A 21,879-nucleotide genomic window follows, 5' to 3' on the forward strand; every position below is an offset into this window, starting at 1 on the left:
GCCGGGATTCCCCGGTCCGACGTACAAGTCGTGTCCCGCTTTCCCGTCGACGATGAGGCAGAATCGCGGAAGTGACGCAGCCGCCGCACCGCCCCGGGCCGCCCGACTGGCGTGGCAGGGGCGCGCCCCCGCCCAATCCGGGTCAGCGGCGGCCACCACCACCTCCACCCGGCCCGGCGCGGCCCGCTCCGCGGCAACCACCACCCCCGAACCGGCCCGCGCCGCCCCGCCGGCCGGAGCCGCCCACCGAACAGCTCCGCCGCAGGTTCGAGCGGCCCCCGTCGCCCGCCGACGTCCGCCCCACCCAGCAGATCCACCGGCAGGCGCCACCGCCGCCCCCGCCGCCGACCTTCGGGCCGACCCCGGGCAGCGAAGGCAAGCCCCGCCGCCGCCGCGGCGTCAACACCACCCTCGTCCTGCTGATCGTGCTGATCGTGGTGGCCCTGCTCGCCGGTGGGCTGGCGGCCGGCGAGCTGTACGCCCGGCACCGCGCCGACGGCATCCTGACCGAGGTCGCCGAATGCGTGACCGAGGACGGCGTGACGATCTCGTTCGGCGTGAACCCGCCGTTCCTGTGGCAACACATCACTGGCCACTACACCAACATCTCGGTCACCACCGACGGCAACCGCGTGCAGAGCGCCGACGGGATGACCGCGGAGGTGACGCTCGCCGACGTCCGGCTGCAGGAGACCGACGACTCCAAGGGCACCATCGGGGCGCTCGACGCCACGCTGAGCTGGAAATCGTCGGGCATCAAGGACACGGTCGCCGAGAACCTGCCCGGTGTCGGCAACCTCATCACCGGCGTGCGCACCGATCCCGCCGCGGGCACCGTGATCCTCGAGGCCGGCGACAACAGCGTCACCGCCAAACCCGTCGTCGAGAACGGCGACCTCAACCTGCAGGTGCTCGACGTCGTCGGACCGCTGCCCAAAGACGCCGTGCAGAGCGCGCTCAACGACCTGACCAAGAAGCTCAACGACAACTACCCGCTGGGCATCAAGGCCGACAGCGTCGAGGTCACCGACTCGGGCGTGGTCGGAAAGTTCTCCAGCCGCGACGCCTCGATCCCGAAGGAAGACGCGAACCCCTGCTTCGCGCGGCTCTAACGGCGGTTGGCCAGATAGCGCGCGGCGACGGCGACCGCGGTCAGCACCACGACCAGCGCGACGACGGCGCCGACGACCGTGAGCGCAACGGACCCCGCATCGACGGGCCGGCCGATCAGCTCGGCGCGGCGCCAGTACACCGCGCCGATCAGCACTGCCTTGACGACGACGATGATCGAGGCGATCCGGACGACGGTGCGAAGCGACACCCCACCAGCGTAGGGACCGCGGCGTCAGTCCAGCTCGACTGCGATCTCGGCGCCGAGTTGATACCCCGGAGTCAGCGGCAGGAAGTCGCCGCTCCAGAACTTGCCCGGGTCGAACCAGTTGTAGTGCTTCTCGGTCGACAGCAGGCCCATCTGCTCGTAGGTGATCGCGACGGTCTCGGCGCAGTACGCCGTCTCCAGCCCGACCTGCAGCTCCTCCTGCTTCCTGCGCTGGGTGGCGTCGCGAACCTTCCTGTGCACGAACGGAATTCCGCGGGTGAAGTCGGTCACGGCCAGCCGGCCGCGAAACCACCGGCCGGTCAGCCGCGCGGTGCTGGGGAAGGGGGTGCCGTCCATCCGGGCCACCACCTTCAACGCGCTGTCCTCCTGCTCCCGATTCGCGTACGGGTTCAGCTGCCGCAGCCAGCACCGCTGGTGATAGCTGGTGACCCACCGCTCGACGACCTGGCGGGCGTCGTTGAGCTGCACGCCCCGATGGTTGTCGCCGGTCCACAGGTCGACGAGCTTGTCGCCGAGCTCGGCATGCCAGATCAGCGGCGGCAGATCCTCGATCGCGATCGTCATCCCGACGTGGTTGACCGGGCTGTTGGTCATCGACTGGATGGCCCGGTCGGGCCCGGACCGGCCGCGGAACAGCCAGAGGTCGCCGGTGCGCGTCGCATCGAGCGCCTGCGTCAGCGACACGGTGCTTGGACTCACGGGAGCAGCTTAGGCAGACTGACCGCCATGCGCGGCATATGGAAGTGGGTCGGTCTGGCCGGCGTCGCCGGCGTGGTGGCGGGCGGTGTGCTGGTCGCGCGCGACCAGCGTCGTCGCAACTCCTACACGCCCGACGACATCCGGGCCCGGCTGCATCAGCGGGTGGCCGAGGCCGACCGGGGCGCCGGGAGCTAAGCGGCGACGGCGTAGAGCCGGTGCTTGCCGCCGAACCCCTTCAGTTCCGCGTCCCGGCCGTCGTCGAACTCCAGGCCGTCGACGTCGCGCACGGCGTTGCGCACCACCTCGCTGACCAACACCTCACCGCCGTCGGCCTCGCCGGCCACCCGCGCAGCCATCGCCACGTTGCGGCCGAACAGGTCGTCGCCGCGGCGCACCGACTTGCCCATGTGGATCCCGATGCGCACCCGAATCCCGTTCGGCTGCCGACGAAGTGAGCGCTGGATGTCGACGCTGCACCGGACCGCCTGTTCCGGCTGCGCGAAGGCCAGCATGAAACCGTCGCCCTGGCTTTTCACCACATAACCCGAGTGCTTCTTGACGTGCCGGCCGACCATCTTGTCGTGGCGGCCGAGCAACCGGACCCACGCGCGGTCGCCGATGCGCTCGTTGAGCGCGGTGGACTCCTCGATGTCGGAGAACGCGATCACGATCTTGCCGCCCGGCGCCAGCCGCGCCAGATCCGGCCGCTCGACCTCGGCCCAGTCCGCCAGGTCCTCGATCGAGGACCGCACCGCTGCGCCCAGGCCGTCCTTGCGCAGGATGTTGGCCGTCTGCCACACCTGCTTGACCGCCTCCCGGCCACCGGTGAACAGCATGTTCTTCGTGTCGAGGCGAGACCGGGCCTCGTCGAGCTCGGCGCGCTGGCGGGTGTAGCGGATCCACAGCACCCCCAGCGCGACGGCCTCCGCCGCCGCGACGACGCCCAGCACATATGCCGCGATCTGCACACCCATCACCGTTCAAGTATTGGATGCTGAGACCCGTGACGTCCGCGGAGCCCCGGTATTACGAGAGTCGCTACATCCGCGCCAACCATCCCCAGCTGCCGCGCGCGCTGTGGGTGCGCGAGACGCTGCTGCGTCCGACGGCCGGCGCGCCGACGGCCGACGTGTGGGTGATGCTGTTCGATCCCGACGGCGCAGGCAACCGGGCGCTCAAGCAGTCGTACCCGATCGACACGGCCGAATTCGGGGACGACGAGTGGACCGCGCGCATCGCCGCCACCAGCCTGCACGACCGCGCCGCCGAAGGGGTGGTGACCGGCAGCGGCCGCTCGGCCCGCTGGGATCTGTCGATCGACCCCGGCGACGCCGACCCGGTCAGACTGCTCACCGAACGGGCGTACGCCGCACGGTTTCCGACCGCGAAGACCACCGTGCGTCATCCGCTGGCGACGTTCGACGGGCTGCTCGAACTCGACGACACTCGGGTGCCGGTCGACGGATGGACCGGCAGCGTCAACCACAACTGGGGCACCCGACACACCCCCGCATACGCCTACGGCCAGATCTGCGGCTTCGACGACGCCCCCGACTCGACGCTGGAGATCGTGACGGCCCGCGCCGCGTTGGGTCCGGTGCTGCTGCCGGGCGTGACGCTGTTCGTGTTCCGGCACGCCGGAACGGAATTCGCCGTCCGGTCGATCCGCGCCAGCCTGTCGACGCACGGCCGCTACCGGCCGTCCTCCTGGACCTTCGGCGGACGGATCGGCGAGAAGATGATCGAGGGGGAGATCGTCGCCGAACCATCCGACGTAATCGGACTGACCTACACCGACACCGACGGGCGCACGAAGTACTGCTACAACTCTGCGATCGCGACATGCCGAATTCAGGTGGCAGGCAAGGCTTTCGAACGAGCAGAGCTGACGGCCGACCGGCGAGCGATGCTGGAGATCCTCACCGACACCCCGCACGACACGGTCCCGCTGCTGGCTTGACGGTCACCAGCCCTCGGAGAGCACACGGTCGAGGGTGTCGACGTAGAAGTCGGCGCCGTCGGTGTCGATGCACAGCGGCGGCTTGGTCTTGAGGATGTTTTGGTGGTCACCGGTGGGCTGGATGACGACACCGAGTTCGAGCATGCGGTCACAGATCGCCGCGGTCTCCGCGGTCGCCGGCTCCAGGGTCTGCCGGTCGCGGACCATCTCCACGCCCAGATACAGGCCGATGCCGTGCACCGTGCCGATGAGCGGGTGCCGGTCCTGCAGCTCGACCAGCCGCCGCTTCAGGTATCCGCCTACGCGGGAGGCGTTGCCCTGCAGGCCTTCCTCGCGGAGTACGTCGAGCACCGTGATCCCGATGGCGCACGACAGCGGGCTGCCGCCGGTGGAGGAGAAGAAGTAGCCCTGCGACCGGAACCGCTCGGCCACGGCGCGGCTGGTGATCACCGCGCCCAACGGATAGCCGTTGCCTGTCGACTTCGCGACCGAGACGATGTCGGGCACCGCGTCCTGCTGCTGAAAACCCCAGAACCACTCGCCGAGCCGGCCGTAACCGACCTGCACCTCGTCGGAGATCGCCAGTCCGCCGCCGGCGCGCACGGCCGCGTACACCTGCTGCAGGTAACCGTCGGGCAGCGCCATGCCGCCGGCGTTGCCGTACACGGATTCGCAGATGAACGCGGCGGGCGGCCGACCCGAGGCGATCAGCTCCTCGATCTGACGTACGGCGTCCTCCGCGTAACGGACAGCGTCGGGGCCGCGGTACTTGCCGCGGAAGCTGTTCGGCGACTCCACGGTGTGCACCCATTCGGGGCGGGTGGCCAGCGCGTTGGGGTTGTCGGCGATCGACGTCGACACCGCGTCGGTCCCGTACGTCCAGCCGTGATAGGCCTCGCGCACCGCGACCACGTCACCTCTGCCCGTCGCGGCCATGGCCAGTCGCAGCGCGAGATCGCTTGCCTCAGAACCGGAGTTGACCAGGAACACGGTGTCGAGCGGATCGGGCAGCGTCGCGGCCAACCGCTCGCTGAACTCCACCACCACCTCGTAGTTGAACCGCGAGTTCGTGTTCAGCTTGCGTAGCTGGCGCTCCGCGGTGTCGGCGACACGCGGGTGCGCGTGCCCCAGCACGGTCACGTTGTTGACCATGTCCAGGTAGCAGCGTCCGGCCGTGGACAGCAGGTAGTTGCGCCAACCGCGTTCGATCTGCGGCGGCCTGCGGTAGTAATGCTCCTGCACCGCAGCGAAACTCGCGTCGCGCCGGGCCAACAGGTCGGGTTCCGCCGCGGGCGCCGCCACCGGCAGGCCCAGCAGCGGGCGCGGATCGCCTGTCAGCGCCAGCCAACCCGGCGCCAGTTCCGCACTGACGTACGGCGGCGCGACCGGGGCGCCCGTCGGTCGCACACTCACCCGGACCGGTTGCCGCGCAGCGGTTCTGGCCAGCTCCTGGCCCGCGTGGATGGCGCCGAGCGCCGCGCTGACCTGCGCGCCGGTCAGCGTAATCTCGTGGTCGACGCCGCGCAGTGTGATCTCGTCAGCCGACGCGTGCACCACCTCACCGCCCCACGGCGCCTGCAGCCCGGCCTCCGACGACGACCACAACGTGACGCCGGTGGGCACCACGTCGGGGCTGTCCTGCGACAGCTTCCCAGCTTGGCTCAGCCGGGGCACGCCGTATTCGGAGATGACAATCCCAGGACGGTTCTGCAGTGCCGCGCAGGCGATTTCGTCGTCCACATCGGCGCTCTGCCACCGGCCGTCGTCGTAGGCGTCGGACAACACGCCGAGGTCCAGCGTCGCCACCGGCGCAGCGCCGGGCGCCAGCAGCGCGCCCCGCACCGGCGCCGACGCGACGTCAAACCCGAGGTCGGCCAGAATCACCGCGGTCATCACGTCGATCGGCACCGAGGTGGCCTGGTCGAACATGCGCCGCTCCTCGTCGGCCTGCTCCGTGATGTAGGCGTTGTCCGGATCGAGCGTGGCCTGCTGCGCGCCGCTGACAATCAGCACCGCCGTGCGCAGCACCAGCATCGGCCACACCGCCGCGGCCTCGTCGCGCGACAGCGGCCGAATGCCGTTGAACGCGCGGATCGCCGGGAGCACCGAGATCGGACCGCTGCCAGGATGGCCGAGCACGCTCGACGCGGTGATCGCCAACTCCGATACCGCCCAGGTGTCGGTCAGGTCGCCGAAGTCGATGACGCCGTCGGCCACCACCGAGGCGCCGTCGCGGGACACCACGACGTTGGCGTCGGTCAGATCCAGGTGCACCGCCTGGCGCGGCAGCCGGTCGGCCAGCGCCGAGATCCGTGACCACGCCTCGCGCGCGGCCGCGTCGATGCTGTCCCGCAGGGCGGCATCGGGCACATGCGACAGCAGGGCCGCGACCACGTCGGCGCCGTAACGCAGATCCCACTGCAGCACCCGGTCCAGGCCCGGGTGCGTGAAGCCGGCCAACGCCCGGCTGACCCGCCCCGCAACCTCACCGAGGCCGGCCACCGCCGCCGGAGCGAGGTACCCCGACTCGAGCAGCGTGCCGCCGGACAGGTGGCGGAGCAACCGCACATACGCGGTGCCGTCGAGCAAACCCTGTACCGCCGTGAGTTTTTCGCCAGACAAGTTCGGCAGCGGCACCGACACCCGCAGGCCCGGTTCGGCGGCCGCGATCACGTCGGCCGCGAGGTCCTGCGCCGTCAGCTCGGTGGCGTTGAACGCCGAATTGGCCACCTTCAGCACGCCGACCACGGTGCCGTCGCCGGCGGTCACCAGGAAGTTCTTGTCCTGCTGGCTGCCCAGGGAGGCGGCGCGGGCCTCGATGCCGTACTGCTCGACGAGGATGCGCTCGGCCTGCGCCTCGCTCACGCGGGGCGCGGGCAGTTCCGGTTCGGAGAGGAAGTTGAAGCCGACGGTGCGGCGGTGGGCGTTCACCGGTTGACGAACTGCACCACGACTTCGGAGAACGCGTCGTTGTCGTCGCCGGCGGCGGTGTGCCCGGCGTTGCTGAGTTCGGCGAACTCCGCGTGCGGCACCTTGTCCAGGAAGTCCGTGACGCCCTCCATGCTGACCACGTCGGAGAGTCTCCCACGGATCAGCAGGATCGGGATGGTCAAGTTCGTCACCGCCGCTTCGAGTTTCTCGACGCGCACGAAGCGGTCGTCGAGAGGCGCGGTGAGAAACGCCGGGTCCCAGTGCCAGTACCACCGCCCGTCGCGCAGCCGCAGATTCTTCGTCAACCCGTCGGAGCTGCGCGGGCGTTCGCGGTGGGGCAGATACGCGGCCACCGCGTCGGCGGCCTCGTCGAGCGTGGCGAACCCGTCGACGCCGCCGGCCATGAACTCGCGGATGCGGGCGCTGCCGTCCTTCTCGTAGCGCGGGACCACGTCGACGAGCACCAGCTTGGTCACCTTGTCGGGGCCCGCTGCGTCGGCCACCAGCATGCCCGTCATCCCGCCCATGCTCGCGCCGATCAGCACGACCGGCCGCCCGATCTGGTCGACGACGCGCACGGTGTCGTCGCACAGCGCGTCGACGGAGTAGTTCGCATCGGGTGCCCGGTCGCTGTCACCGTGGCCGCGGCTGTCCACCGCGACCACGTGCAGCCCGTCGTCGGCGAGCAGCTTCGCAGTCTTCGTCCAGGAGAACCGGTTCTGGCCGCCGCCGTGCAGGAACAGCACCGACGGTCGTCCGTCGGCGTCCGTCGCGGGCGGGTTCCACTCGTCGGCCACCAGCGTGATGCCGTCGGCGCCGTCGAACTTCACCACCTGCGGTGCGCTTGGTGTCATGCTCACGGACGGTACCCAGCGAACAAAAACGTCCGATCCCCGGTGCCATTGATGAGGGCGTCAATATACTTTGCCCTCGTGCAGCCTGAGCCGATCGCCGACGACCGGGAGAGCATCATCGATGCTGCCTACCGGTGCCTGTCCGAACCGCACGCCGGCCCGATCCCGGTCGCGGCGATTTTGCAGCGCGCGGGAGTGTCCACCCGGGCCTTCTACCGGCACTTCGAGTCCAAGGACCAGCTGTTCCTGGCGATGCTGCGTCAGGAGACCGACGCGCTGGCGCAGCGGCTCGACCGCATCGTCGAAGACATGCCCGGCGACCCGACCCGGCTGCTCGAAGCCTGGATCGAGGGCATGTTCGGGCTGATCCACGACGACCGCACCCGCATGCACTTCACGGTCATCGACTCCGACGAGGTGCGCGCCGCGAAGGGCTACCGCGAGACCCGGGAGCAGGCACACGCCGACCGGGAGCGCTCGCTGGCGGAGATTTTGCGCCGGGGCTGCCGCGACGGGTCGTTCCCGCTGGCCAAGCCCGAACAGGATGTGGTGGCCATCAACGCCATCATCAGCCGGATGATGATCACCCAGCGCTACGACGACCACCCGGGGCTGCGCCGGGCCAAGGCCGCGGTGCTCGACTTCGCGCTGCGCGCGCTGGGAGCGACGACCGAGCGGCGATGAATTCCGGTCGCGGGACCGGTCACCACCGTATGCCTGCGATCACCCCGTCCCTGTGGTTCGACAACAACCTCGAAGAAGCCGTGCAGTTCTACACGTCGGTCTTCCCGAACTCCGCGCTGGAGACGCTCGAGCGCTACACCGACGCCGGCCCGGGCACCCCGGGCGAGGTGGTGTCGGGGACCTTCGTGCTCGACGGCACCCGCTTCATCGGCATCAACGGCGGCCCGGCGTTCGCGTTCACCGAGGCGGTGTCGTTCACCGTGCACTGCGCCGACCAACGCGAGGTCGACTACTACTGGGACCGGCTTGTCGACGGAGGAGAGGAATCGCAGTGCGGCTGGCTCAAGGACCGCTACGGGCTGAGCTGGCAGATCGTGCCCGACCGACTCAACGAGCTGCTCGACGACCCCGATCCCGCCCGCGCTGCCGCGGTGACGAAAGCGATGCTCGGAATGCGCAAGATCGACATCGCCGAACTCGAAGCGGCCGTACGCGATATGTGACGCGTACCTGGCACGACCCCTTTGCTGGGTGGCCTTTATCACCCTGAACAGGTGCGATGTTGCTGGCGGCGAAATCTGTGATGTACGGTTCTGCCGCGCGTTGACGTGTAACGTCACCCACAGCCTGGATGGGCGCGGTTGGTAACGGAGGGATCTGCGGCCTATGGCAGTGCGGTGCACACGAGGAATCACCGTCCGATGGTGACCTCGGCTGCGGTCGCGAAGCCGGTGCGCGCATTCGGTGGCTTCTTCTCGATGGCGCTCGACACGTTCGTGTGGATGTTCCGCCCGCCCTTCGCCTGGCGTGAATTCATCTCCCAGGCGTGGTTCGTCGCACGGGTGTCGCTGCTGCCGACCCTGATGCTGACCATTCCGTACACGGTGTTGTTGACGTTCACGTTCAACATCCTGTTGCGGGAGTTCGGCGCCGCGGACTTCTCCGGCACCGGCGCCGCGCTCGGCACCGTCCGCCAGATCGGCCCGATCGTGACGGTGCTGGTCGTCGCGGGCGCCGGCGCCACCGCCATGTGCGCCGACCTGGGCGCGCGCACCATCCGCGAAGAACTCGACGCGCTACGGGTGATGGGCGTGAATCCCATTCAGGCGCTGGTCGTTCCGCGCGTGCTGGCCGCCACGCTGGTGTCGCTGGCGTTGTCGGCGACGGTGATCCTCGTCGGACTGGCCGGCGCCTACTTCTTCGTGGTCTACATCCAGAACGTCTCACCGGGTGCGTTCGCGGGCGGTCTGACACTGCTGATCGGCACCACCGATGTCATCATCGCGTTGCTCAAGGCCGCGCTGTTCGGCCTGTCCGCAGGCATGATCGCCTGCTACAAGGGCATTTCCGTCGGCGGCGGCCCGGCGGGTGTCGGCAACGCGGTCAACGAGACCGTCGTCTTCACGTTCATGGCGCTGTTCGCGATCAACATCGTCGCGACCGCAGTTGCGGTGAAGGTGACGATGTGACCGTCTCGAGGCCGCATTCCCAGTTCCCCTGGCTCAAGGCCCGGTTCAAGAGCGTCGCCGAGCCGTGGAACCGGATCGGGATGCAGGCCAAGTTCTTCGGCCGCACCCTGAGTTCGATCCGCTACACCGTCCTGCACTACCAGGTGGAGCTGATCCGGATCATCGCTCAGATGGGCCTCGGCGCAGGCGCACTCATCATCATCGGCGGCACGGTCGCGATCGTCGGCTTCCTCACCGTGACGACGGGCGCGCTGGTCGCGGTCCAGGGCTACACCGACTTCTCGGAGATCGGCGTCGAAGCCCTGACCGGTTTCGCGTCGGCGTTCTTCAACGTGCGCCTGATCGCGCCCGCCACCACCGCGGTGGCGTTGTCCGCCACCATCGGCGCAGGCGCCACCGCGCAGCTCGGTGCCATGCGGATCAACGAGGAAGTGGACGCACTGGAAGTGATGGGCGTTCGCAGCATCGCGTATCTCGCCTCCACACGGGTCGTGGCCGGCTTCCTCGTCGTGATCCCGCTGTACTGCGTCGGTGTGATCGCCGCGTTCTGGGCGGCCCGGTTCGGCACCACCGTCCTCTACGGGCAGTCGACGGGTGTGTACGACCACTATTTCCGGACGTTCCTCAACCCCACCGATCTGATGTGGTCGTTCGGTCAGACGATCGCGCTGTCGGTGATGATCATGCTCGTGCACACCTACTACGGGTACACCGCCAGCGGTGGCCCGGCGGGTGTCGGCGAGGCGGTCGGGCGCGCGGTGCGCACGTCGCTGATCGTCTCGGCCTTTGTGCTGGTGATGCTTTCGCTCGCGGTTTACGGTCAATCCGGCAACTTCAACCTGGCGGGCTGACGATGGATCTGGAAGACGAAGGCCTGCACCCCGCGTGGTGGACGTTGATCCTCGCGGTGATCGTCGCCGTCGCCATCTGGCTGACGTATGCCTTGTTCGTCGGATCGTTCCGGCGCACCGAGACAGTCACTCTGACATCGGACCGCGCGGGTCTGGTGATGGAGACCGACGCCAAGGTGAAGTTGCGCGGCGTGCAGGTCGGGCGGGTGTCGGCGATCCAGGGCGGCAAAGAGCCTGTCGCGCTGAAGCTCGAAATCGACACAGACAAGCTCGAATTCATCCCGTCGAACATCGAGGCGCAGATCAGGGCGACGACGGTGTTCGGCGCCAAGTTCGTCGACCTGATCTATCCGAGCGACCCCAGTTCGCAGCCGCTCGCCGCCGGTCAGGTGATCCGGTCGCGCAACGTCACCGTCGAGGCCAACACGGTGTTCCAGAACATCGTCGGGGTGCTCGAACAGATCGACCCGGCCAAGCTCAACAGCACCTTGTCCGCGCTCGCCGAGGGTGTGCGAGGTCAGGGCGAGTTGATCGGTGAGGCCACCACCGCCGCCAATCAGGTTCTGCTCGAGGTCAATCCGCGCTACGAGACGGTGACCGCCGACCTGCGCGCGCTGCGCGACTTCAACGACACGTACAGCGCTGCCGCACAGGACATCCTGACGACCCTCGACGCGCTGAGCACCACGAGCACCACGATCACCGCACAGGCCAGCCAGCTGGATGCGCTGCTGCTGGCCACCATCGGCCTGTCCAACAGCGGGATCAACCTGCTGGCGCCGAACCAGGCGAACCTGATCAAGGCCATCAACGTACTCGAGCCGACGACGAACCTGCTGCACAAGTACAGCCCCGAGTACACCTGCCTGCTGACCGGCGCCAAGCACCTGCTGGACAACGGCGGGTACGACGGGCCCGGCGGCAACGGCCGGACGCTGATCCTGGACGTGGCGCTGGGCGTCGGCGACGACCCGTACCGCTACCCCAATCACCTGCCGATCATCGGCGCCAAGGGCGGACCCGGCGGCAAGCCCAGCTGCGGCTCACTACCCGACGTCGCGCAGAACTGGCCGGTGCGCAACCTCGTGACCAACACCGGATTCGGCACCGGAATCGACTGGCGCCCCAACCCCGGCATCGGTTTCCCCGGCTACGCCAACTACTTGCCGACGACGCGCGCTGTGCCCGAACCGCCGAGCGTCCGCAACCTCTTCGGCGGACCGGCGATCGGCCCGGTCCCGTATCCGGGTGCTCCGGCGTACGGCGCAGATCTCTACGCCGACGACGGCACGCCGCTGTGGCCGGGCCTGCCTGCCGCACCGCCGCCGATGGCGCCGCGGGATCCGGGCCCGACGCCGGGTTCGGAGCCGTTCATCGTGCATTCGCCGGCGCAGGTGCAGCCGACGCCGCTGCGACCGACACCCCTGCCGACCCCGGCGCGACCCGGCCCGCCGTTCGGATGATCAACGACGCCATGAGGAGTGACACGGCATGTCCAGCATGAACGCCAGAGTCCGGCGAGACGCGGTGCGTCTCGCCGCGTTTCTGGCTGTCTGCCTGCTCGGCGTGTTCGGGTTGTTCGCGGTCTTCGGCCAGCTGCGCTTCGGGGAAGCCACCAACAGCTATGTCGCCGAGTTCACCAACGTCACCGGGCTGGAGAACGGCGACTTCGTCCGGATCGCCGGTGTCGAGGTCGGCAGCGTCAAAAAGGTTGCGATCCAACCCGATACCACCGCCCGGGTCGAGTTCACCGCAGACCAGTCGGTGGTGCTGACCGAGGGCAGCAGGGCCGTCATCCGCTACGACGACCTCATCGGCGGCCGCTACCTGGCGCTGGAGGAAGGCGCCGGCGGCGTCAAGAAACTCGAGCCCGGCGGCACGATCCCGTTCGCCCGCACGTCTCCCGCGCTCGACCTCGACGCGCTGATCGGCGGGTTCCGGCCGCTGTTTAGGGCGCTGGACCCCGATCAGGTCAACGCGCTGTCCAGCCAGCTGATCCAGGCCCTGCAGGGCCAGGGCGCGACGATCAACTCGTTCCTCGCCCAAACCGCCGCGCTGACAACGACTCTGGCCGACCGTGACCGACTGATCGGGGATGTCATCGTCAACCTCAATGTGGTGCTGGGATCCCTCGGCGACCAGAACGAACAGTTCGCGAAGGCGGTCGACGCGCTCAGCGAACTGGTCGGGACGCTGTCGGAGCGTCGGCAGGACATCAGCAACGGGCTGGCGTACACCAACGAAGCGGCCGGAACGGTCGCCGATCTGCTGTCGCAGGCTCGTCCGCCGTTCAGCAAGACCGTGCAGGAGACCGACCGCGCCGCCGGGATCGTGGTGGCTGATCACGAGTACTTCGACAACCTGCTGAACACCCTGCCCGACGCCCATCAAGCGCTTGCGCGACAAGGTCTTTACGGCGACTTCTTCAACTTCTACCTCTGCGACATCGTGCTCAAGCTCAACGGCAAGGGCGGCCAGCCGGTCTACGTGAAGGTCGCCGGGCAGTCCACGGGGAGGTGTGCGCCGAGGTGAAGCCCTTCTCTGAACGAAACCAAACCGTCATTGGTGCCGTCGGGCTGGCGCTGACGTTCGGCATCGTGTTCGGGTCGTTGAACTACGACCGGCTGCCGTTCCTGCAGGGCAGCCAGTACTCGGCCTACTTCGCCGAGGTGGGCGGGCTGCAACCCGGTAAGGCCGTGCGCGTTTCGGGTTTCGAGGTCGGCCAGGTCAAATCCATTGAGGTCGACGGCCCTCGTGCCCTGGTGACGTTCACCGTCGACAGCGACATCCGGCTGGGTGACCGTACCGAGGCGGCGATCAAGACCGAAGGCCTGCTGGGGACGAAGATCCTCGAGGTCACCTCCCGCGGCGAGGGCAAGCAGGAGGGCACGATCCCTCTCGACCGCACGACGTCGCCCTATGAACTGCCCGACGCGCTCGGCGAATTGGCCACCGCGATCAGCGGCTTGAACACCAACCAACTGTCGGATTCGCTGCGGGTGCTGTCGGAGACGTTCTCCGACACACCTCCGGAGCTGCGGGTCGCGATCGAGGGGGTGGCGCGGTTCTCCGACACGCTCAACCAGCGTGACGAGCAGCTGCGCGGTCTGCTCGGCAACGCCAACAAGGCCACCACGGTGCTCGCCGAGCGCAGCAACCAGATCGTGAGCCTGGTCAACGACACCAATGCGCTGCTGGCCGAGCTCGAAAACCAAAGTGCTGCACTCGATGCGATCTCCGGCAACATCTCCGCACTCAGCGGGCAGTTGCAGGGCTTCATCGGGGAGAACCGCGAAACCCTGCGCCCCGCCCTGGACAAGCTCAACGGGGTGCTGACGATTCTCGACAACCGCAAGGAGCGACTGCAGAAGTCGATCGAACTGTTCACCGACTACGTGATGTCGCTGGGTGAATCGGTGTCGGGCGGGCCGTTCTTCAAGAACTACGTCGCCAACCTGCTGCCGGGTCAGTTCTTGCAGCCGTTCATCGACGCCGCGTTCTCCGACCTCGGCCTGGACCCCAATGTGAAGCTGCCGTCGGAACTCAGCGACCCGCAGGTCGGTCAGCCGGGCACGCCGGCGCTGCCGGTGCCGTTCCCGCGCACCGGCCAGGGCGGCGACCCGCGGCTGACGGTTCCCGACGCCATCACCGGCAATCCGGGCGATCAGGCGTGCGGACCGCCCGGGCTGCCGTTGCCCGGCCCCGGCTGCTATCCGTACCGCGAGCCGCTGCCCGCGCCGCCTCCCGGCGGGCCGCCACCCGGGCCGCCTGCTGAGGCTCCGCCGGGTCTGCAGTCGACCCCGGGTCCGACACCGTCGCCGGTCGCGGTGCCCGCGCCCGGTGGGGTCGCTCACCTCGCACCCGCGGAGGCCGGACAATGACGCGCTCAGCTCGCAACCTGTTGGCCGTCGCGCTGGTCGTGATACTGGCCGGCGGCGCGATCGTGCTGTTGCGCAACACCGGAGGGATCAACCGCACGCACGTCGTCGCCTACTTCGAGAACGCCAACGGCATCTATCCCGGCGATGACGTCAACATCGTCGGCGTGCCCGTCGGCAAGATCGAGTCGATCGAAGCGCAGCCCGGACGGGTCAAGATCTCGTTCTGGTACGACAGCAAGTACAAGGTGCCTGCCGACGCCAAGGCCGCGATCCTGTCGCCGACGCTGGTCACCGCGCGCGCCATCCAACTGACCCCGCCCTACACCGGCGGACCGGTGATGGGCGACGACACGGTGATCCCGCAGGAGCGCACCGCCGTTCCGGTGGAGTGGGACGAGGTCCGCCAGCAGTTGGAGAAGCTCGCCGAGACGCTGCAGCCCACCGAGCCCGGGGATGTCAGCCCCTTGGGGTCGGTCATCAACACCACTGCCGACAACCTGCGCGGCGAAGGCGCCAACATCCGCGAGACCGTCATCAAGCTGTCGCAAGCCATCACGGCGCTGGGCGATCACAGCACCGACGTCTTCTCCACCGTCAAGAATCTCGCGATCCTGGTTTCGGCGCTGCAGGACAGCACCGACGTGATGCGCCAGCTCAACCAGAACCTCGCGAGCGTGACCGGGCTGCTGGCCAACGACCCGAACGAGGTGGCCGACGCGCTGCGCGACCTCAACAACGTGGTCGGCGAGGTCCAGACGTTCGTCGCCGACAACCGCGAAGCGCTGGGCACCACGTCGGACAAGCTGGCCGGGGTGACCCAGGCGCTCACCGACCGTCTCGCCGACATCAAGCAGTTCCTGCACGTCGCGCCCAACACGCTGCAGAATTACGTCAACATCTGGCAGCCGGCCCAGGGTGCGGTGAGCAGCCTGCCGATGCTGAACAACTTCGCCAACCCGATCTCGTTCCTGTGCGGCGGAATTCAGGCGGCGTCGCGGCTGGGCGCCGAGCAGTCGGCCAAGCTGTGCGTGCAGTACCTGGCGCCGATCATCAAGAACCGCCAGTACAACTTCCTGCCCATCATGCAGAACGTCTTCTCCGGTGCCACGACACGGCCGAACGAGCTGACCTACAGCGAGGACTGGCTGCGGCCGAATTACATCCCGCCGCAGCCCGTTCCGGCGGCCGCGCCGCCGCCGGCGGCAGGTCCGCCACCGCCCGCCACGGGTCCGCCGCTGCCTGCGGAGGCGCCGGTCACCACGAATCCGGCCGACGGTCTGCACGGCCTGATGGTGCCGCCTGGGGTGGGACCATGATGGCGCGCAGGCTGTTCCGTAGGGCCGCGGTCGTGCTCGTGTCGGCCGGGCTGCTGTCGGGCTGCTCGGACTGGCAGGGCTTGAACTCGCTTCCGTTGCCGGGCGTCGAGGGCACCGGGCCGGGTGCGTTCACGATCCAGGCGCAGATGCCTGACGTGGACAACATCGAGCAGAACTCGCGGGTCCGCGTCGGCGATGTCAACGTCGGCACCGTGCGCAAGATCGAGCGCCAAGGCTGGCACGCGCTGGTGACGATGGAACTCAACAGAGACGTCGAGCTGCCCGCGAACTCGACGGCCAAGCTCGGGCTGACAAGCCTTCTGGGTTCTCTGCACATCGAGTTGGCGCCGCCGACCGACGCGCCGCCGACCGGCAGGCTCAAAGAGGGCTCGCTGATCCCGCTGGAGTCGTCGAGCGCGTATCCGAGTACAGAGCAGGCGCTGGCCGCCGTCGCGCTGCTGCTCAACGGTGGCGGGATCGGCAACATCCACGACATCACCGAAGCCCTCAGCGTCGCGTTCACCGGCCGCGAGAACGACCTGCGCAGCCTCATCGAGCAGCTCGACATCGCGATCGGCCACCTCGATGACCAGAAACAGGACATCATCGACGCCACCGAGAGCCTCAACAATCTGATGGGGCAGATCGCCGAGCAGAAACCGGTGGTGGACAAGGCGTTACGGACCATCCCCGACGCGCTGGCGGTGCTGCGGGATCAGCGGCAGAACCTCGCCGAGGTGCTGACCCAGCTCGGCAGGTTCAGCGCGCTGGCCGCCGACTCGGTCGACCAGACCAAAGAGGCCCTGGTGCAGGAGCTCAAGGACCTCGGCGTCGTGCTCGAGGAGTTGGCCGACGCCGGCCCGGCGCTGACCCGCGCGCTGAGCTTCCTGCCGACTTTCCCGTTCCCCAAGGAGACACTGCTCAATTGGATGCGCGGCGACTACGCGAACCTGACGTTGGTCGTCGACCTGACGTTGAGCAGGATCGATTCAAGCTTCTTCACCGGAACGCGGTTCGAGTGCAACCTGACCTGGTTGGAACTGCAGTGGGGACGGACCATCGGCCAGTTCCCGAGCCCGTGCAACCACAACGTTCCGCCACCCGGCGGGAACCCGTTGGTCGCTCCGTACCGCTGGGATCAGGGGCCATAGCATGCGAATGACCCGGCAGATTCTCATCCAGATGGCGATCTTCTCCGCGATCGCGATCCTCGCCCTGGGCATCATGGTCTTCGGCTACATGCGGCTGCCCACCCTCCTCGGTGTGGGGCAGTACACGGTCACGGTCGAATTGCCCGAAACCGGCGGGCTGTATCCGCGGGGCAACGTCACCTACCGCGGGGTGCAGGTCGGCGAGGTGAAGAGCGTCGACCTGACGCCCACCGGTGTGCAGGCGGTGCTGTCGCTCGACTCCGACGTCCGGATCCCCGCCGACCTCGAGGCCGAGGTGCACAGCGTGTCGGCCGTCGGCGAGCAGTACGTCCAGTTGCTTCCGCGCAGCGGCGACGGTCCGGAGCTCAAGGACGGCGACGTGATCCCGTTGAGTCGCACCACGATTCCGACGGACATCAACACGGTCCTCGACGACACGTCGCGCGGGCTGGAGGCGATCCCGCAGGAGAACCTGCGGACCGTGGTCGACGAGGCCTACGCCGCGGTGGGCGGGCTCGGGCCCGAGCTGCGCCGGCTGGTCAGCGGCAGCGCCAGATTGGCCGTCGACGCCCGCGAGAACCTCGACCCGTTGATCACGCTCATCGACCAGTCCAAGCCGGTGCTCGACACCCAGACCGACACCGCCGGCTCGATCCAGGCGTGGGCGGCGAACCTGGCGAGCATCAGCGGTCAACTGCAGAGCCAGGATCCGGCGGTGCGCAGGATTCTGGCCAAGGGACCGGGGGCCGCCGACGAGGTGCGCGCTTTGTTCGAGCGGCTGCAGCCGACGCTGCCGATCGTGCTGGCCAACCTGGTCAGCCTCGGCGAGGTCGCAGTGGCCTATCAGCCGAGCCTCGAGCAGCTGTTGGTGCTGCTGCCGCAGGGCACCGCGGTCACGCAGGCCGTCGGTGTGCACAAGCGCGGCACCAAGCAGGACTACATGGGCGACTCGTTGATCTTCAACCTGAACGCGATCCTGCCTGCGTTCCCGGCGCCGCTGCCGCTGCCCCCGCAGAACCTGCCGCCGCCCTGCACGACCGGGTTCCTGCCGGCTCAGCAGCAGCGGGTGCCGATCTTTGAGGACTACCCCGACCGGCCGAAGGGCGACCTGTACTGCCGCACACCGCAGGACGCGCCGTTCAACGTCCGCGGCGCGCGCAACCTGCCCTGCGTCACGGTGCCCGGTAAGCGCGCGCCGACGTGGCAGCAGTGCGAGAGCAACGAGCAGTACGTGCCGCTCAACGACGGCTACAACTGGAAGGGCGACCCGAACGCGACGCTGTCCGGGCAGCCGATTCCGCATGTGCCGCCAGATGTTCCGGTCGCGGTGACGCCTCCGCCGCCGGGCACGCCGCCGCTGCCGGTCGCGGCCGCCGAATACGACCCCGCGACAGGTGAATACGTCGGCCCGGACGGCAAGGTGTACACCCAGTCGAACCTCGCCGACGGTGCGGCGGGGGAGCGGCCGTGGCAGTCGCTGCTGGTCCCGCCCGGCGGGTAGGGGTCCTTGCCCGACTTCGCGGCTGGCTCGCGCTTTCGCGGTGATGGCGAAGTAGTCTTCATGAAATTGAAACTCATCGAGCCCTTCAGGAGTGGCTGATGCGCGACACGTCGCAGGTGCACCGATCTCAATCCGCCTCACTACCGCGTTACGCCATCGAGTTCGGCGAGTGGATGGCGCGGGTCGGCAACGAACGGGCCAGGGCGTTGGGGCACGCGAAGTTGCGACCCGCTCACAATCGGCTGATCGGCTTCATCGAGTTCGAGGGCAGCCGAATCGTAGACATCGCTCAGGCCCAGGCCGTTTCGAAGAACGCTATCGGTCAACTGGTGACCGATCTCGAGGAACTCGGTTACCTCGAACGGGTGCCTGATCCTGCCGATGGCAGGGCCAAGATCGTCCGGTACACCGACCGGGGCAAAAAGCTGCTCACCGACACCGCCGCGATCGTGGAACAACTTGACTCGGAGGTTCGTGCGGTCATCGGGGAAAGGCGGCTGGCCGAATTGCGTTCGACGCTCGCTGAGATCTGCCACCACTTCGGGTTGAATCCGTCGGCGTAATATTCGCTTAATCCATGATGTCGCGAACTCGGGTTCTCTCGTGGCCTCTCAACATTGCCGCGCTGGCGGCCACCATGTGTCTGCGCCAATGTGTTTCGGCCGCCTCGCCCTTCCGTGACTCGACCAAGTCAGCCAGCCGCACGTAGGACTTGTGCAACTTCGTGTACTCCGTTTTGGCGACTGTGTTGTCCGGAGTCGCACCGGAAATCGCTGCGGCGGTGTGCCGTTCGCCGATCTCATGAAGCATTCCTGCGATTATTCCGAGCGTCGCATTGCCCGATAACTCGACCATTCGCCGGTGCAACTGCGCCGATGCTGCCGCCAGGTTGCCCGCTTCCCATGCCGCCGGCACCGCCTCGACCAGCCGGCGAAGTTCATCGTGCGCTTCGACGGTGCCGTCCTCTGCGAGCATCTTGGCGGCAGGCGGTTCGATAGCGGTGCGGGCGGTCATCACGTCGGCGAGTGTGGTGCCCGACAGTGCCAACAGCAGGGCAGCGGGACGGGCAACAATTTCTGGGCCAGGAACGCATACCTTGGCGCCTGTCCGCGAGCCGCGCCGAACCTCCACGAGTCGCTCGGACTCCAGAACGCGCACGGCCTCTCGAAGCGTGGGCCTGCTGACGCCGAAGTGGGCAATAAGTTCCGCCTCGTGCGGCAGGAAGTCGCCGTCCTGGAGTTGACCCTCGACAACCATGCGCCGCAGTGTGCGCGCCACCAGTTCGGCCGTCTTGGGCGACCGCACCGCACCAGGCGCCGTTTGTGGTGAGATCATCGGTGCCAGCGACTCGGGTCGAGACACAGCGATCCCTTCGTCGTCCGTAAGTTGTACTACTCAGTAAACCATGTCGCGCATACTGGCGGACCGCAACCTCGCTGGTCATCGCCTCCCGGGGATGGCGTCAGACGCTGCCGACCACGAGGCCTGCAGGGTCCGCGGCCTTCAACGCCACGCGGCCGAGGCGGCGTGAGTATCCGGCCGCACCGGGGACTGGACGCCTCATTCACTGACCTAGCCACGAATCGACGTCGCGTTCTCAACCGGATTCCGTGCGGTCGGTTCTCAGGGACTGGCGCTGCCACAACTCGCCCGCCTTCCGAGCGTCCCCGGCCCTGATGCAGTCAAGCACCATGCGGTGCGCTTTCGGGAAACGCTTAACCGCCGGCTCGGCGGGGCCTCGGGCGCTGCAGCGACCGATTCGCCTCGTCGATGATGTGATGCAGATGTCGGTGACGATCTGCAGCGTCTTGTTCCCTCGACAGACGAGCGATTGCGGCATGGAAGTCGCTTAGTTGGTTGGCCGTGTCCAGTTGTCCTCGACGATCTGCTCCAGTTCGGCGATGACCGCGGGACCGCGTTTGTGCGCGGGGCGACGCGCGATCGGCGTCTCGAGCGCCATCCTGACCCCGTCCATGTCCGTGACGCCTTTGCGCCAGGAGCAACCCGGCGCATCGCGCGAGCGTGTCTCCCGCGCACGCCCCGATGCGGTCCGTCATCTCCGGCGCGCGACTGTTCGTGACCTTCAGATCTCCCCCTCGGTCGTTGGAATCGACTACCTGCTTCTAGAAATCAACCGGGCGTGGTTTGGCCCCCGACTCGGCTAACGAACCCAGCCGTGGACGGCCACCGACCGAGTTCATGTCACGATGGTGCTGAGTGTGGCGCGAGCCTGATATCCGGCGTGATCTCGCCGTGGACCGACAGTCGGCGAGAAATTGAGGAGCGACATGAGAACCACTGGAGACCGGCCACCGCACGAGACGCTGGAGATCCCGGCGGGCGACGTCACGATGGTCGCCGACGCCTATGGAGACCCGTCCGATCCGCCGGTGGTCTTGTTGCATGGCGGCGGGCAGACCCGGCATTCATGGGGCTCCACCGCAGCTGACCTCGGCGCCAAGAACTGGTACGCCGTGACCGTCGACCTGCGCGGGCACGGGGACAGCACTTGGTCTCCGGACGGCTACTACGGTCTGGACCGATTCGCCGGTGACGTGATCCAGGTGGCCGACTACCTTGGCGGCCCGCCGGTCTATGTGGGCGCCTCGCTGGGCGGAAACTCGTCGCTGGCAGCGATCAGTGTGCGGCCCGACCTGGCGCTCGGCCTTGTGCTGGTGGACGTTTCGCCGTTCCTGCAGCCCGCCGGTACCAGCCGGATCCGCGATTTCATGGTTTCGCACGCTGAAACCGGCTTCGGCACATTGGAAGAGGCCGCCGATGCCATCGCGGCCTACGTGCCGCACCGGCCGCGGCCGCGCAACCTCGAAGGTCTGAAGAAAAACCTGCGGCACCGCGACGGGCGATGGTACTGGCACTGGGATCCAGCGTTCTTGGCGTCGCCCACGGACCAGCCTGTGCAGCGCGATCCGCTGATCGACCCGGCGCGGCTCGGCGCCGCCGCGCGAGACTTGCGCCTGCCGACGCTGCTGGTGCGCGGAGGAGAGTCTGACGTGCTCAGCGTCGATGACGCGAAGCGGTTCCTGGAACTGGTACCGCACGCCGAATTCGCTTCGGTCGCTGGCGCGCACCACATGGTCGCCGGCGATGACAACGCAGTTTTCGAGGACGTGCTCGACGACTTCCTTGAGCGCCGGGTGCGCTCGCGACTCAATCTGGTTCGCTCTGCGGAGTAACGCCGAGCGCGACATCAGCCAGGGGTATGGGACTTCGACCTCGAGCGGT

The 21,879-nt window shown here is 68.0% G+C and carries 22 protein-coding genes; 15 read left to right on the top strand and 7 right to left on the bottom strand.

From position 1 onward, the window contains the following. Nucleotides 1-71 precede the first annotated feature (71 nt). On the top strand, nt 72-1,112 hold the full coding sequence (locus BLW81_RS13950; protein WP_235632272.1) for an LmeA family phospholipid-binding protein: 1,041 nt from the start codon (nt 72-74) through the stop codon (nt 1,110-1,112). Here the strand turns inward: BLW81_RS13950 and BLW81_RS13955 are convergent. Beyond that, complete coding sequence (locus BLW81_RS13955; RefSeq protein ID WP_083407671.1) at nt 1,109-1,321, bottom strand: hypothetical protein; 213 nt, start codon at nt 1,319-1,321, stop codon at nt 1,109-1,111. The two genes, BLW81_RS13950 and BLW81_RS13955, sit on opposite strands and share 4 nt — an antisense overlap. 24 nt (nt 1,322-1,345) lie before the next feature. After that, a complete protein-coding gene (locus BLW81_RS13960; protein WP_083407672.1) occupies nt 1,346-2,023 on the bottom strand; it encodes a guanylate cyclase in 678 nt (225 codons plus the stop codon). Between the two features lie 42 nt (nt 2,024-2,065). Between BLW81_RS13960 and BLW81_RS29620 the strand changes: the two genes are divergently transcribed. Continuing rightward, nucleotides 2,066-2,233 (top strand): hypothetical protein, encoded by a 168-nt coding sequence (locus BLW81_RS29620; RefSeq protein ID WP_173839623.1) that lies wholly within the window; start codon nt 2,066-2,068, stop codon nt 2,231-2,233. Here BLW81_RS29620 and BLW81_RS13965 read toward each other — a convergent pair. Next, on the bottom strand, nt 2,230-3,012 hold the full coding sequence (locus BLW81_RS13965; RefSeq protein WP_083407673.1) for an adenylate/guanylate cyclase domain-containing protein: 783 nt from the start codon (nt 3,010-3,012) through the stop codon (nt 2,230-2,232). The genes BLW81_RS29620 and BLW81_RS13965 overlap by 4 nt on opposite strands. Before the next feature lie 29 nt (nt 3,013-3,041). On the opposite strand from BLW81_RS13965, the gene BLW81_RS13970 reads away from it, so the two are divergent. After that, a complete protein-coding gene (locus BLW81_RS13970) occupies nt 3,042-3,998 on the top strand; it encodes a hypothetical protein (protein ID WP_407662330.1) in 957 nt (318 codons plus the stop codon). 3 nt (nt 3,999-4,001) lie between these two features. Here BLW81_RS13970 and BLW81_RS13975 read toward each other — a convergent pair whose 3' ends face one another. Then, entirely contained in the window at nt 4,002-6,929 is a 2,928-nt protein-coding gene (locus BLW81_RS13975; protein WP_083407674.1) for an aminotransferase, read from the bottom strand. Further along, entirely contained in the window at nt 6,926-7,783 is an 858-nt protein-coding gene (locus tag BLW81_RS13980; RefSeq protein WP_157897694.1) for an alpha/beta fold hydrolase, read from the bottom strand. The genes BLW81_RS13975 and BLW81_RS13980 overlap by 4 nt, the downstream gene beginning before the upstream one ends. Before the next feature lie 78 nt (nt 7,784-7,861). Between BLW81_RS13980 and BLW81_RS13985 the strand changes: the two genes are divergently transcribed. The 11 genes from BLW81_RS13985 to BLW81_RS14035 all read left to right on the top strand — a co-directional run bounded on the left by BLW81_RS13985 (nt 7,862) and on the right by BLW81_RS14035 (nt 19,199). Beyond that, on the top strand, nt 7,862-8,467 hold the full coding sequence (locus tag BLW81_RS13985) for a TetR/AcrR family transcriptional regulator (RefSeq protein WP_235632273.1): 606 nt from the start codon (nt 7,862-7,864) through the stop codon (nt 8,465-8,467). Between the two features lie 29 nt (nt 8,468-8,496). Next, the gene (locus BLW81_RS13990) at nt 8,497-8,970 is read left to right on the top strand and encodes a VOC family protein (RefSeq protein WP_083407676.1); all 474 of its coding nucleotides are present in this window, start codon (nt 8,497-8,499) and stop codon (nt 8,968-8,970) included. Nucleotides 8,971-9,168: 198 nt separating this feature from the next. Further along, entirely contained in the window at nt 9,169-9,936 is a 768-nt protein-coding gene (locus BLW81_RS13995; RefSeq protein WP_083407677.1) for an MlaE family ABC transporter permease, read from the top strand. Continuing rightward, complete coding sequence (locus BLW81_RS14000) at nt 9,933-10,787, top strand: ABC transporter permease (RefSeq protein ID WP_083407678.1); 855 nt, start codon at nt 9,933-9,935, stop codon at nt 10,785-10,787. The genes BLW81_RS13995 and BLW81_RS14000 overlap by 4 nt, the downstream gene beginning before the upstream one ends. Before the next feature lie 2 nt (nt 10,788-10,789). Continuing rightward, on the top strand, nt 10,790-12,250 hold the full coding sequence (locus BLW81_RS14005) for an MCE family protein (protein WP_083407679.1): 1,461 nt from the start codon (nt 10,790-10,792) through the stop codon (nt 12,248-12,250). A 37-nt stretch (nt 12,251-12,287) separates the two neighbouring features. Continuing rightward, nucleotides 12,288-13,319: a virulence factor Mce family protein gene (locus BLW81_RS14010; protein WP_083410535.1), complete on the top strand. Its 1,032-nt coding sequence runs from the start codon at nt 12,288-12,290 to the stop codon at nt 13,317-13,319. Continuing rightward, nucleotides 13,316-14,668 carry a virulence factor Mce family protein gene (locus BLW81_RS14015; protein ID WP_083410536.1) on the top strand — a complete coding sequence of 451 codons (1,353 nt, stop codon included), beginning with the start codon at nt 13,316-13,318 and terminating at the stop codon, nt 14,666-14,668. Before BLW81_RS14010 ends, BLW81_RS14015 begins: the two co-directional genes overlap by 4 nt. Then, a complete protein-coding gene (locus tag BLW81_RS14020) occupies nt 14,665-15,984 on the top strand; it encodes a virulence factor Mce family protein (RefSeq protein WP_083407680.1) in 1,320 nt (439 codons plus the stop codon). Before BLW81_RS14015 ends, BLW81_RS14020 begins: the two co-directional genes overlap by 4 nt. Next, a complete protein-coding gene (locus tag BLW81_RS14025) occupies nt 15,984-17,135 on the top strand; it encodes an MCE family protein (protein WP_083407681.1) in 1,152 nt (383 codons plus the stop codon). Before BLW81_RS14020 ends, BLW81_RS14025 begins: the two co-directional genes overlap by 1 nt. A 1-nt stretch (nt 17,136) precedes the next feature. Beyond that, nucleotides 17,137-18,636 (top strand): MCE family protein, encoded by a 1,500-nt coding sequence (locus tag BLW81_RS14030; protein WP_083407682.1) that lies wholly within the window; start codon nt 17,137-17,139, stop codon nt 18,634-18,636. Nucleotides 18,637-18,734: 98 nt separating this feature from the next. Beyond that, complete coding sequence (locus tag BLW81_RS14035) at nt 18,735-19,199, top strand: MarR family winged helix-turn-helix transcriptional regulator (RefSeq protein WP_083407683.1); 465 nt, start codon at nt 18,735-18,737, stop codon at nt 19,197-19,199. Between the two features lie 7 nt (nt 19,200-19,206). Here BLW81_RS14035 and BLW81_RS14040 read toward each other — a convergent pair whose 3' ends face one another. Together BLW81_RS14040 and BLW81_RS30155 are read right to left on the bottom strand one after the other, a co-directional pair. Further along, nucleotides 19,207-19,971, bottom strand: coding sequence for a FadR/GntR family transcriptional regulator (locus BLW81_RS14040; RefSeq protein ID WP_157897695.1), 765 nt, complete (start codon nt 19,969-19,971; stop codon nt 19,207-19,209). A gap of 514 nt (nt 19,972-20,485) precedes the next feature. After that, entirely contained in the window at nt 20,486-20,611 is a 126-nt protein-coding gene (locus BLW81_RS30155) for a hypothetical protein (protein ID WP_268875598.1), read from the bottom strand. A 376-nt stretch (nt 20,612-20,987) separates the two neighbouring features. Between BLW81_RS30155 and BLW81_RS14050 the strand changes: the two genes are divergently transcribed. Beyond that, complete coding sequence (locus tag BLW81_RS14050) at nt 20,988-21,830, top strand: alpha/beta fold hydrolase (protein ID WP_235632274.1); 843 nt, start codon at nt 20,988-20,990, stop codon at nt 21,828-21,830. Nucleotides 21,831-21,879: the final 49 nt, after the last annotated feature.

This window comes from Mycolicibacterium rutilum (assembly GCF_900108565.1).
Taxonomy (GTDB): Bacteria; Actinomycetota; Actinomycetes; order Mycobacteriales; family Mycobacteriaceae; genus Mycobacterium; species Mycobacterium rutilum.